The organism is Mycoplasma sp. 5370 (assembly GCF_054343435.1).
Map to the genome: position 1 here is coordinate 42,431 of NZ_JBTGVF010000006.1, position 12,109 is coordinate 54,539.

Below are 12,109 nucleotides of genomic sequence, written 5' to 3' on the forward strand. Positions count from 1 at the left end.
TTAAAACAACCTAATGACTAAAGAAACTAAAAGTAAAACAAAACCCATTGAAAACATTGTTCATTTTAGTACTTTTTTAAGTCCTCTTTCTTTTGAAACTTTAAATAAATCTAAATCTGAAGAACCAACAAGTGCTCCTGAAAAACCATTAGAGTTAGGAGACATTAAAAGAGAAACTATCATTATAACTAATGAAATTATTACTAAAATTACTGTTAATGCTATTTTCATATTTCTCCTTTTCTTTTAATTTATTATAAATTATAAACAATTTATATTATAAAACTATTAAAAAGTTTAAAAAACTATTTTTAATTAAGAAGAATTTATGAATTTCTCTATTAAAAGCAACTGTTACAAAAATTTTTTTGTTTTTTAGTTAATATTTTTTTGTTACTTTATTAGTATTTATTAAATATTAAAAGGATTAAATCAAATATTCGCTATTTCTATTCATAAAACAATATAGAAATGTAAGCTTCAATGATTTCTTTTGTTCTTTTTTCTCTTTGATTTAATAATTCTAAAAATTCATCTTTACTTGAAATTTTATCAATGTCTAAATTATCTAATTTTGAAATTTGAATTTTATTATTAGTTCATTTTATAGAATTTGATGTTTTCATTTGTTCAAAATCAAGTAGATAAAAATCTGTATTTTGAAAACCTTCAATAGTTTTGTTTTCAATGTTGCTTTCTTTATAGTTTTTCGTTGTTTTATTACTAAATTTAGAGTTATCTTTTCCTAACAATAAAAACCCATTACCAATTAAATTAGTTATTCTCTCTATTTGTTCTCTGTTTATTCCTAATTCAAGTAAGTTTTTCAATGTACTTTGATCTAATTTTTGTGGAAAATTATGTTCATATGTATAAGGAATAAAATCGATACTTTGATATTTTTCTTCTTGTGATTTAAAACCTGTAAAACTCTTTGGAGTTTTTGAATTTTGTAAGCTGTAAATAACTTTTGCAATAATGTTTTTGTATAGTTTGTTATCGCTTTTACTATTTTGTTTTTCATATAAATATTTTCATAATTCATTGATTTTTTCAACAAGTGATAATTTTGTTAAATCAACTATTATTCTTTCTAAAAGTTCATAAAGTTTTGATTCATTTATTAAATTAAAATCTGAATTTAATAAATCATTTTTACAAATTAATTTTATGGAACTAGAAAGCGATTGTCCAGCAAATCTTATTTCTCATAAAGCTGAAAATTTTTCTATTTCAGCTAAATATTTACTAAAAATAACCATTTTTTCTGTATTTTCTTCATTTTCAAATAATTGCAAGTTATATGCTAATGATCAAATTAATTGAGTAAAAATAGTTTTAGAACCAGAATTAGAAATATTATTAATTTGAAAATTAACTTGTTTGTAGTCATAAATTTTTTGCTCATACTCTGTTAAAATGGCATTAAAATTATTTAAATATTTATTATTTTCTTTAATTTCACTATCACTTAATAAAGTAGAGAATTTATTAAAATGTCCAGTAGAACAATATTCAAATTCAATTATATCTTTTCATAGTAATTCCAATTTATCTTCAAATTCAAAATTACTATTATAATATTCAAATAAATTTTCAAATTTATTATAACAATTTGCTATTTCGTCATAAAATTTTTTGTTTGTTCTTTCCAATTCTTCAAATAATCTATATTTTATAAAAACTGCATCTAAAAAATTTGAAATTTTTTTGAGATCTTCATTTCAAACGTTTTTCTGTTTTCGTCTAAAATAAATATTAACAGTTAAATTATATAATTTTATCTTATTCTCTTTTTCATCACGATATATATCAAAAACTTTATTTCTAAGTAAATCAAGCACTCCTAATTTTTTGCTATATTGATTTAAATTTTGAAAAATTTTAGTTACAAAATCATCATCCATAACTTTTATATATGTAGTAATTAAGAATGTTTTATTTAAAATATAATCAATGAAATCTAAAAGAAAATCCTCGTCTTTTTTATCAAATTTCTTAACAATAAGGTTTATTATTTCAAAAGAGTTTTCGTAAAATCTATCCTTTTGTAATTGAGCATCTTTTTTTATAGAATTAAAAATATTTTGCAGACTTAAATAATTACTATCATCTTTTGCAAACTCAGTAATCATTTCTTTTATTTTAGGAATTAAGTGTATTAATTTTTCTTGAGCATTTTCAAAAAATTTATTTTTAGAAAATTTATATAATAAAATAATAATTATTATTAAAGACACCATTCTTTGTTGACCATCTACAATAGAGTTTGTTGTTGCATTTTGAACAATAATTATATTATTTAGAAAACTGAAATCATTTTTTCTTTGCTTAGTATTAATAAAATCATTATAAATAGATTCAAAAAGTCCAATTATAATATTAGAATCTCAAGAATAAGTTCTTTGATATAAAGGTAAAATATATTTTAATTCTTGCGAAGTAAAAATATCTTTAACACTTGTTTTAATGACTTCAAATTCACTTTTGGTTGAATAATTAGAAATTTTTTTAATTGCTTCATCTAAAGAGTTGTCTTCATATCTTACAATATTTTTTTCATAATTATCTATAACTTCATATAAAATAGATAAATAATCTTCTATCCCCGTTATGTTTTTTATGTCAGAAATTATTTTTTCCATATCATCATTATCGATTTCTTTATATAAAAATTCTAATACAAAGTCTTCATAAAATCGTTTTTCATTACCAACTTTTACTAAAGTGTTAAATATGCCTTTAAGTCTATCGTTAAATAATGTTTCATCTGAAACTACTAAAACATTTCATCAAAATTTTGTTTCAATAGAAGAATTCGAAATTTCCTTTTCTTCCTTAATGTCTCTTAATTTATCTATAACAAATTTTTTTATATAATTAGCAAAATTAGATTTTACAAATTTTTTAAGAGCATAGAAATTGTTTGATTCAGTCTTTCTTACATCTATTAATTCTTTATTAATTTTGTAATTATCTCCTATCGGTTCTATAATCCCAAGAGAAGATAAAACATCTAAAATTTGTCTAATTGTAGAGTCTGATTTAGACTTTTTGTCTTTATAAAAGGGGAATTGTGTGTTATTTTTAAATTCAGCTAAAACTTCTTTTTTATCAATTGTTAAAATGATTTCTTCATTTTCATCAACTTCATTAAGTCACTGAAGTACTGTGAAACTTAAATAAGAATAAATATTAGTTCCAATTGTTCAAGTAATAAAATTATTTTCTTTCATTCTGTCTTTTCATCATTTTATGTTTTTATTCATTATCTTGTCCTTTTTCAATGATTTTTATTACCTTAAATAAATTCTCTATTGCTTCTACTACAATAGAATTTCCTGCTTGCCTATAAAGACTTTCTTTTGTGAGAATATTTTTTTCATAGTATGGTTTTAATTTATTAAAATCTTGATCACTAAAACCCATTAATTTATAAGCTTCTCTTGGTGTTATATAACGATAATCTAATTTATGCTCTAAATTGTTTTTATGTTCAATAATTCCAACACAAGGTATTCTGTCTTGAACGGTTGTCAAGGTATTAATAATATAATTTTCACTTTTATTAATAATCTTTTGTGTTTTGACCATTTTTATTCTAGATTTTGTATTATTCATTAAAACATCTAGGTTTTCGCTGTAATTTAAGTCAAAATTAAAGATTTTTTCAAAAACTTTTTTTCTTTGATTTAGGCTTAATTTATTTTTAAATGCAATATTATCTACAAATTCTTTAAAACTTTTATCATCATTAAATGGTGTTTTTATTTCTTTTTTAACACTTAAAGCAAAAACTCTTTCTCTTTTTTGAATAGAACCAGCATTTATGCTGTTAATAGTGGTTGTAAAAGTTTTATAACCAAAATCTTCTAAAACAGAAAGCCATTTTTCATATTCAGGTTTGAATTTTTTACTTAATAGATTTGTTACATTTTCCATTAATAAGTATTTTGGTTTTTTACTTGCTCCTTTTAAAATTCTGTATATTTCTCAAATTAAACTAGAAGTTGATTTATCATCATTAATTCCTTTTGATCTTCCCATATTTGCTATTGATAAACCTTGACAAGGGAAAGAATAAGTTATAAGTTCTATATCTTTTTCTTGAATAATTTTTGGATCTAATTTAGTTATATCAACATTATTGTTTGATAAAATAATCGAAGCAGCTAACAGTTGCTTAAATTCATAGTCTTTAGAAATTATCTTTGCTGGTTTTTTAGAATCCAAAGAAATTGTAAAATTTAATAAAAATTTGTTTATTTCTTCTTCTGAAGTTAAATTATTGTTTTTCAAAATTTTTTTTAATTTTTTATCTAAAGAATTATGAATTAAACCATAAGCAATATTTGCTCTTGCATCTCACTCCACTGTTGAAACAATCTCAAAAATCTTTTTTTCTTTGTTTATTTTTGTTATAGCTTTATGTTGTGCACCAATACCTGCAAATGTTTCAAGAACATTTATTATTTTTTTAGAAGACAAAATCTACCTTAAAATTTTTTATTAAGATTTTTTTATTAAAAACTGATATAGCAAGTATTGTATTTTTGTATATTGAAATATTTTGTAAAAATTTTGCTTTTGGCAATGTTAATAAATAGATACAAAATTTATCTATTAGTTTACTAATTAAATTTCTGTATTTTTCTTTTAATTTACCCATTAAATTAGAAAAAATTGATAAATCTTCTAATTTTTCTTTCTTCTGCATAATTCAATTTTACAAAAAAAAAAAAAAAAAAACAAATCTTTTGGTAAAAAAGACTTGTTTGTTAGTTTTTCTTTAACTAAAACAGGAAATGATGTCCAAAAATTAAAAGTAAAATTAATCCTATAATCACAGCACCTACTGCTAAAGAAAATAGAAATTTAGCTAGTTTAATTAATCAAACTAATCCAGCTAATCCTAATATTAAAATTATAATAACAATTATTCCGCTCATTTTTTTTATCCTATAATTTAATTATATTACTTTTAGATAAATTAATTCATTTTAAATTAAAATTTTTGTTTCTTTATTTTATAATTTAAAGTAAAGAAAACTAAAGGAGAAAGATGAAAATTGTATTAGCAGGAACTCCAGAATTTGCAGTTCCTATTTTTGAAGAAATTATTAATAATTTTGAAGTGGTTGCAATTATTAGTCAACCAGACAAACCCGCAAATAGAGGTTATAAAATTTTACCTACACCTGTAAAAATTTTAGCTAACCAATATAACATAAAGCTATTTCAACCTACAAAAATTTCAGAAATTACGGAAGAATTAAAGAAAATAGACTTTGATATTTTAGTCACTGCTGCTTTTGGACAATGAATTCCTACTTCAGTTTTAAGCATACCTAAAATAGCCGCTATTAATATACATGGTTCCTTACTTCCTAAATATAGAGGTGCTGCTCCTATTCAACACGCTTTATTAAACGGTGATAAAGAAACAGGAGTAACTTTAATGTATATGGTAAAAGAAATGGATGCAGGAGATATGCTTGAAAAAGCAAAATTAGATATAAAAGAAGAAGACACATCAAAAGATTTATTTCATAAACTTTCTTTACTTGCAAAAAATAATATTGTCCAGTGATTAAATAAATTATCTAAAAATGAACTTAAATCTGAAAAACAAGATGACAATCTTGTAGTTTTTTCGCCTAAAATAGAAAAAGAATTTGCTCAAATTTTTTTAAGTGATGATTATATTCAAGCATATAGAAAAATAAAGGCTTTAAACGATAATCCTGGTGCTTTTTATATTAACGAACAAAATAAAAGAGTGAAACTTTTTAGAGCTTCACTCTCTCCTATTAAAAATGCTTTAAAATTAACTTTTATCAACGGGATTTTATATATTTATGAATATCAATATGAAGGTAAAAAAGTTGTAAATGTTCTTTAAATTCTAAATTTTTAATATCTTTATTAATTTTCTAAAATCTTTGATTCTTGTACTAAATGTTTAAAAACTTGTGCATTATCATTAAGTGTTAAATTAATATCATTGATGGAATTATATTCTTTTTCTGAAATATTTACAGGAATAATAAATGAATATTGAAGTAAACGAACTAAAATTCAATTATTTAAAATATACTTTTTAGAAACTCCATAGGGTTCATATACTGGTTCTTCTGCATTGATATAAAAATCTTTTTTTTCTTTTTTTATTGCTGATATTGTTTTTATATTGAAAAAATAATTTTGATTTAATAAATTAATCATTTTTTCATTTTCTGTTTGATTTTCATCTATATCAATAGTTAAATTTATTTTATTTTGATTTTTATCAAAATTTAATGAGTTAAATTTAATTTTTGAAGAAACCAACTTTTGATATTCTGAAAAATCAACTATTGGTTTTACAATATCTGTTGTAATGTTTTTGTTAAAAGGATCGTGTAGATCTTTAGGATGCCCATCAATAAGTCTTGATATTGCAGTACTATAAAAATTTACTAATAATAAATTTTGATTTTCTTTAAATTTCAAATTAATTTTGTTTTTTAAATAATCTTTATTAAGAAGTTTAATTTCTAAGCCCAAATCAGTAGTTTTAATTTCACTACCTATGTTTTGATTTTTATTAATAAATGTATAATCTCTTTTGTTAGATGTAACATTTATTTTTTCTTCTGAATTTTGAGTTTTAGATAATTCTGTTACTTCTTGATAAGGTTTTTCAAAAAAGATTATTTTAGATTCATTATTTGCAAAAATTTCTCTATTTTGTTCATTGTTTAATTGAATAAAATCAATTTTTCAATTATTTTTTAAATCAGCTATATTTTCTAAATTTAAATTATAAAATTCATTTTTTTGTTTTTCTTCTGTTTCTGCTTTTTGTTCTTTTGGAACTTCCTTTGAACAAGAAAAAACAGTTAACGGTAATGTTGAAATTAAAATAGTACTTAATAAAATCTTTTTATTTTTCATTTTAATATACTCCTGCATTATCATTAAAAATCAAGTTTATGTCTTTTAATGAGTTAAATTCTTTTTCAGTTAAATTAGTTGGCACAATAAAAGAATATTGAATTAAACGATTAAAAATTGTTTTTTCTAAAATATAATCTTTAACTAAATGATACGGTTCAAAAGATTTAATTTTTTGCTGACTTGTTTTACTTCAATTTTTATTAGGCATATCAATTAAAATGGTTTTTATACTAAAATAATCATTTTGATCTAATAAATTAAAGTTTCTATATTTTAAATTTTGTCCTTTATCAAAATTAATTGAAATTTTCGTTTTCTTTTGAGTTTTATCAAAATCAAAAGAATTAAATTTAACATTAGAAGCAACTAAATTGTAATATTTATAAAAATCAACAATTGGTTTTTCTTTTGCTGTGTCAACTTTATCTTTTTCATTATTCAATCTGTAGTTTAAACTATAATCTATTTTAGATTGTACTTTTCTATATAAATTTACTAAAAGAAAATTTTCTTTTTCTTCTTTTTTAGACCGCCAAAAAGAAGTTTTTTCTAAATTCTTTTTATTAAGAAGTTTGATTTCTAAAGCAAAGTCATAATTTTTAATTTGTGAATCAATACTTTCTTCTGAACTTAAAAACCTATAATTTGCTTTATTTTCTGTAATGTTAAGCACTTTAGAATCAAATTGAGTTTCTTCGTATTTTGTTCGATAAGATCAAAATCTGTTTAAATCCAACTCTTTTTCTTCTTTTTCATTAAAAAATATAACTTTTGATGTTTGATTTTGAAAAAGATTATTAGATTGCTCTCTGCTTAAGTCTATAAAATCAATATTATCCTTATCTTTTAAATCTTCTATTTGTTTTAAATTTCAATAATAAAAATCATTAATTTTATCTTCTTTTTGTTCTCCAACTGAATTTTGGTTAGAACAAGAAATAATAGAAAAAGCAGGAATAGTTGTGACAACTATAGAATATAAAATTTTTCTTTTTATTTTAAATAATTTCATAAACACCTCCTTATTTTAATTATATAACTCATTCATATTTTTTTATTTTTTCAAGGTAAAAAATTCATATTTATTCAAAAATTTCTTTATAATTTGATTTTTTACTTTTTTTAAATAAAAATTCCAGTTTCCTGGAATTCTTTTATTATATTAAGGTTTTCTTCTAACTAAGAATAATCCAATTTTACCGTTTCCTGTACCTTCAATAAAGGTTGTTCCATCTTGTACTCTTGTTGTTATATTTTTAGAGATTAATGTTTCTGCTATTTCAAATTCATTTTTTAAAGAAGTATTTGCTTGTGGTCTATTACCTCAAGAATAAATTGCTAATAAGTATGTGCCATCTTCATTTTTTCTTACAGTCATTTCATCATATCTAAGTGCATTATCGTGTCAAATTCAAAGAATTTCATTTGGATCACCTACATATTTTTCATCCATTTCTCTCATTGATGCAAATCTTTGTCTTGCTTTATTCATTTTAGTAACTAGATTATAAGCAGAATTTTGATTAGCTACTATATCTTCTACTTTTCCTTCTCCTGGAGAAGATAAAGTTGTGATAAAATTATCTTTATCCCTTTCATCTTGGAAAAATACACGTTTTTTAAGATCTTTTCAGTTAAATGCTTCTCTAATGTGTGTATCGGTTTGATCACCTTTTTTACCACCTTGCATTAAAAGTTCGTTTCCATCATATAAGATTGGATGTCCACCACGAGAAAGTAACGAAGTAAGAGCATATTCATAAGCAGATCTTTCATCATCATCTAATCTATGTGGTGAAATTGTAACTGTTCTATGATTTTGTTCTTTGAAAGTTGTAATTCATCTTTCCACATCATGATTATCTAAAAATGGTAATCATTCATGTTTTTGATTTTGTGAGTCTGTTAAACTTCTGATTACATTTTTTTCATCATTTGGATTTAATGAGACATTGAGTTGATTTTTTCATTTGCTTCCATCTATAACGGAACTTAATCCTGGTTTAGTTCCTTCTCAACCACCTCAATATCCTTTGATTTCTGGTTCTGCTGGATCTTTTCATCATTCACCAAATAAAAAGGTTTTATCGCTAGATCTGGAAACTCCTGAATCATTTGCTTTCTTATATTCGTCTTGTACTACGCCTCTTCATCTTTCAAATAATTGTCTTACCATATCACTATTATGTGCTCTTGGTTTTTTAGGATTGTTTGAATTAAAATAATGCTCAAAAGCATCATATCTAAATCCATCTACTCCTTTTGCTGCTCAAAATTTGTGAATATAATCTATTTCTTTTAAGACGTTTTCATTTGTAAGATTTAAATCTGGCATTCCTGATCAAAATTGAGATACTCATTTTTTATTTGAAGCTTTAGGATTATTTTCTGTATGCTCTTTATCATAAACATTTTTAAAATATTGTCTTATATTATCTTGCCCTTCATTTGCTAAAGGATTATTTTCAGGATTGTAGAAATAATAGTATTGTTGATATTTTTCATCTCCAGCTAATGCTCTTTGGAATCATGGGTGTTCATAAGATGTATGGTTAAGAACCATATCAATTACTACCCTAATTCCTTTAGAATGAGCTACTTTTAAAAATTCTTCAAAAGCTTTTAAACCTCCAAGTTCAGGAGCTACTTTTGTATAATCGATCACATCATATCCATGATATGAGCTTGCAGGATGAATTGGAGAAAGATATAATGTATCAATTCCTAAATTAACAAAATAATCGATGTTATCTTTTAAACCTATAAAATCACCAATACCATCATTATTTCCATCAGCAAATGAATAAACAGTTAATTGATAAATTGTATTTGATTTAGGTTTACTATTATCAAATGGAGCAATAAATTGAACTGAATCACTTTCATCTTTGTAAGTTAAATTATCAAGAGCACCTGATTTTTTAATATCTTTTAAAAACTTTTCATTTGATCAACCTCTTAAAGTTTTTATTTTAGATAATTTTGCTCTTTCAGGAGAATTTAAGTATTCTTCAATACTATATTTATTTACTCTATTTCCTGTTAAATCAGGAGTTTCTTCATCTCAAACTGGAGTTTTGTCAATAACTTCTTCTTCATTTTGATTATCTACAGGAGTTTTGTCTTTACCTGGGTTTTCTGAATTTTGAATTTCAGAATCTGTTTTAGTTTTTTGATCATCTGGATTGGTTGTAATTTTGTCTTTTTCTTCTTTTTTATCTTTTGGTTTTGGATTTTCTACTTTACCTTTTTCTACGGGTTTTTCTGTTTCTTTTTCAACAACTGGAACAGTTGGAACATCAGTTGTTTCTTTTCTTTTTTCTTTTTCTGTTGGAGTTTTAGGATTATCTATTTTAGTTTTTTCTGTTGATTCTTCTCCATATTTACAAGATACAGCAAGAGAAGAGAAAAATGTAACAGTTGGAATTGTTCATAACAAATTTAAAGATTTTCTTTTTTTCTTCATACTTTTTCCTTTTTAAATACTTATATATATTTAATTATATCAAATATAATACATAGAATTTGAATTTTTATGAACAAAAAATAGATAAAATGAGAAAATTATAAATTTTTAATTATAAAAATGTTTATAAATTCTTATTTTTCGTTAATAAAAACCGAAACATATCTTTTAAAATCTTTTTAGATGTGTTTCGGTTGTTTTATTATATATAGGGTTAAAATCTTTTTAAGTATACAATTTATATTGTTAATAATTTAAAATAAATTTATTTTTACTTTAATAAAGTTATCTATTTATTTTTTTCTTCTTTTTTAATTTTTAACTTTAAAATTCAGTAATAAGGAATAGGCAAAAAAACACTTAATAATAATCTCTTGTTATACATTTTTAAAGCAAAATTTAATTTTTGTTGATATTTAGAATCAGAAATAAATTTCATTATTGTTTTTTCTTTTATAAAGAAAATAAAAAAGGATTTAAATTTTATCTCTATATCTGGATTCTCTTCTAATTTAATTCTTATTTTTATTAATTTCATATATACAAACAGAATATAAAGATATAAAATACCATTAACTAATAAAGTTGATCATCCAAATCAAAGTAATGCAATTTCTTTGTAATCTAAAGAAAAAGTAGTTGATACTATTATTATTTGACTTATTCAAAGAAAAAATACAATATTAGAGTAAGTCTTTAAATAAAAAGAAAGTCTAATTTTGTTTTTTAAATTTATCATTTTTCACCTCTTTAGTAAATAAAACTAAATTTAGTTGAAGATATAAACCTAATAAAGGATGTGTACAAGCTATTTTTTTCAATTTTTCTTTTTGTTTAATTGATTTTGTTTCTAATTTATTTTCTGATTTTTTTCCTCAAAATCCTATTAAAAATAAAACTTTAAAATATTTATTAATTTTTGTTATTTCTCATTCTTCTAAATTTTCTTTGTTTTTAGTGATTTTAAAAATTTTCAATAAGTTATACAAATTTCAAATATATAAAGGCATTATCAAAAGAGCAGGTGCAAAACTAACTAAAACAAAAAATCATCAATTTTTTCAAAAAAAAGCTACTCTAATAATTGTAAAATATGTAAGTAAAGCAAAATAAATTCAAAATAATAAATAATATATAAGAAATAAAAAAATATTTCTTTTTATAACTGTACCTAATTTATATAAAAGTTTTTCCATATTAAGTTCCTTTTACTATTTTTAAAAATGATTATTTTGAGTAAAAAATAATTCAATAAATTGGAATTAATAATCCAAATAAAGGATTTATTCCAGAAATTTTTTCTAGTTTTTCTTTTTGTTTAATTGATTTTTTTTCAAGTTTTTCTTGTGATTTTTTACCTCAAAAAGCAACTGTAAATAAAAATTTGAAATATTTTTCTATTTTTTTAATTTCTGCTTCTTCTAAGTTTTTTGCTTTTTTTGTTAATTTAAAAATTTTAAAAAGAAAAACTGTATTTCAAATATATAAAGGTACAATTATGAAAACTGGTCAAATAAAAGCAAAAAATAAAGTTCATTTACTTTGTCAAAAGAATGGATCTCTAATTATTGTAAAATATGATAACAAAGATAAATAAATTACTAATAATATATTATAAACAAATAACAAAATAGAATTTCTTATTATTGCATAAGCAAATCTATAAAAGGAAGTGTAATAAATTTTGTGTAAAAATTTCTCAAT

Annotated in this window: 12 protein-coding genes; 1 reads left to right on the top strand and 11 read right to left on the bottom strand. The window is 22.0% G+C overall.

Going from position 1 to position 12,109, the window contains the following annotated elements; all coding sequences use genetic code 4:
* The 5 genes from secG to ACXX88_RS01670 form a co-directional block, all read right to left on the bottom strand.
* Nucleotides 1-231: a preprotein translocase subunit SecG gene (gene secG, locus ACXX88_RS01650; RefSeq protein ID WP_436358675.1), complete on the bottom strand. Its 231-nt coding sequence runs from the start codon at nucleotides 229-231 to the stop codon at nucleotides 1-3.
* A 218-nt stretch (nucleotides 232-449) separates the two neighbouring features.
* A complete protein-coding gene (locus tag ACXX88_RS01655; RefSeq protein ID WP_436358676.1) occupies nucleotides 450-3,269 on the bottom strand; it encodes a DUF262 domain-containing protein in 2,820 nt (939 codons plus the stop codon).
* A complete protein-coding gene (dcm, locus tag ACXX88_RS01660) occupies nucleotides 3,262-4,488 on the bottom strand; it encodes a DNA (cytosine-5-)-methyltransferase (protein ID WP_436358677.1) in 1,227 nt (408 codons plus the stop codon). Before dcm ends, ACXX88_RS01655 begins: the two co-directional genes overlap by 8 nt.
* Nucleotides 4,478-4,717 carry a hypothetical protein gene (locus ACXX88_RS01665; RefSeq protein ID WP_436358678.1) on the bottom strand — a complete coding sequence of 80 codons (240 nt, stop codon included), beginning with the start codon at nucleotides 4,715-4,717 and terminating at the stop codon, nucleotides 4,478-4,480. Before ACXX88_RS01665 ends, dcm begins: the two co-directional genes overlap by 11 nt.
* 76 nt (nucleotides 4,718-4,793) lie before the next feature.
* Nucleotides 4,794-4,949, bottom strand: a complete 156-nt coding sequence (locus tag ACXX88_RS01670; RefSeq protein WP_436358679.1) for a hypothetical protein — start codon at nucleotides 4,947-4,949, stop codon at nucleotides 4,794-4,796.
* A gap of 113 nt (nucleotides 4,950-5,062) precedes the next feature.
* Here ACXX88_RS01670 and fmt point away from each other — a divergent pair, with 113 nt between their 5' ends.
* Nucleotides 5,063-5,902, top strand: coding sequence for a methionyl-tRNA formyltransferase (gene fmt / locus ACXX88_RS01675; RefSeq protein ID WP_458559394.1), 840 nt, complete (start codon nucleotides 5,063-5,065; stop codon nucleotides 5,900-5,902).
* 23 nt (nucleotides 5,903-5,925) lie between these two features.
* Here the strand turns inward: fmt and ACXX88_RS01680 are convergent, their stop codons facing one another.
* The 6 genes from ACXX88_RS01680 to ACXX88_RS01705 all read right to left on the bottom strand — a co-directional run.
* Nucleotides 5,926-6,936, bottom strand: coding sequence for a hypothetical protein (locus ACXX88_RS01680; protein ID WP_458559395.1), 1,011 nt, complete (start codon nucleotides 6,934-6,936; stop codon nucleotides 5,926-5,928).
* Between the two features lies 1 nt (nucleotide 6,937).
* Complete coding sequence (locus tag ACXX88_RS01685) at nucleotides 6,938-7,951, bottom strand: hypothetical protein (protein WP_458559396.1); 1,014 nt, start codon at nucleotides 7,949-7,951, stop codon at nucleotides 6,938-6,940.
* A 150-nt stretch (nucleotides 7,952-8,101) separates the two neighbouring features.
* The gene (locus ACXX88_RS01690; RefSeq protein ID WP_458559397.1) at nucleotides 8,102-10,405 is read right to left on the bottom strand and encodes an alpha-amylase family glycosyl hydrolase; all 2,304 of its coding nucleotides are present in this window, start codon (nucleotides 10,403-10,405) and stop codon (nucleotides 8,102-8,104) included.
* Nucleotides 10,406-10,694: 289 nt separating this feature from the next.
* Nucleotides 10,695-11,144 (bottom strand): hypothetical protein, encoded by a 450-nt coding sequence (locus tag ACXX88_RS01695; RefSeq protein WP_458559398.1) that lies wholly within the window; start codon nucleotides 11,142-11,144, stop codon nucleotides 10,695-10,697.
* Complete coding sequence (locus ACXX88_RS01700) at nucleotides 11,119-11,382, bottom strand: hypothetical protein (RefSeq protein ID WP_458559399.1); 264 nt, start codon at nucleotides 11,380-11,382, stop codon at nucleotides 11,119-11,121. Before ACXX88_RS01700 ends, ACXX88_RS01695 begins: the two co-directional genes overlap by 26 nt.
* A 250-nt stretch (nucleotides 11,383-11,632) precedes the next feature.
* A partial coding sequence (locus tag ACXX88_RS01705) for a hypothetical protein (protein ID WP_458559400.1) occupies nucleotides 11,633-12,109 on the bottom strand: 477 nt, incomplete at its 5' end.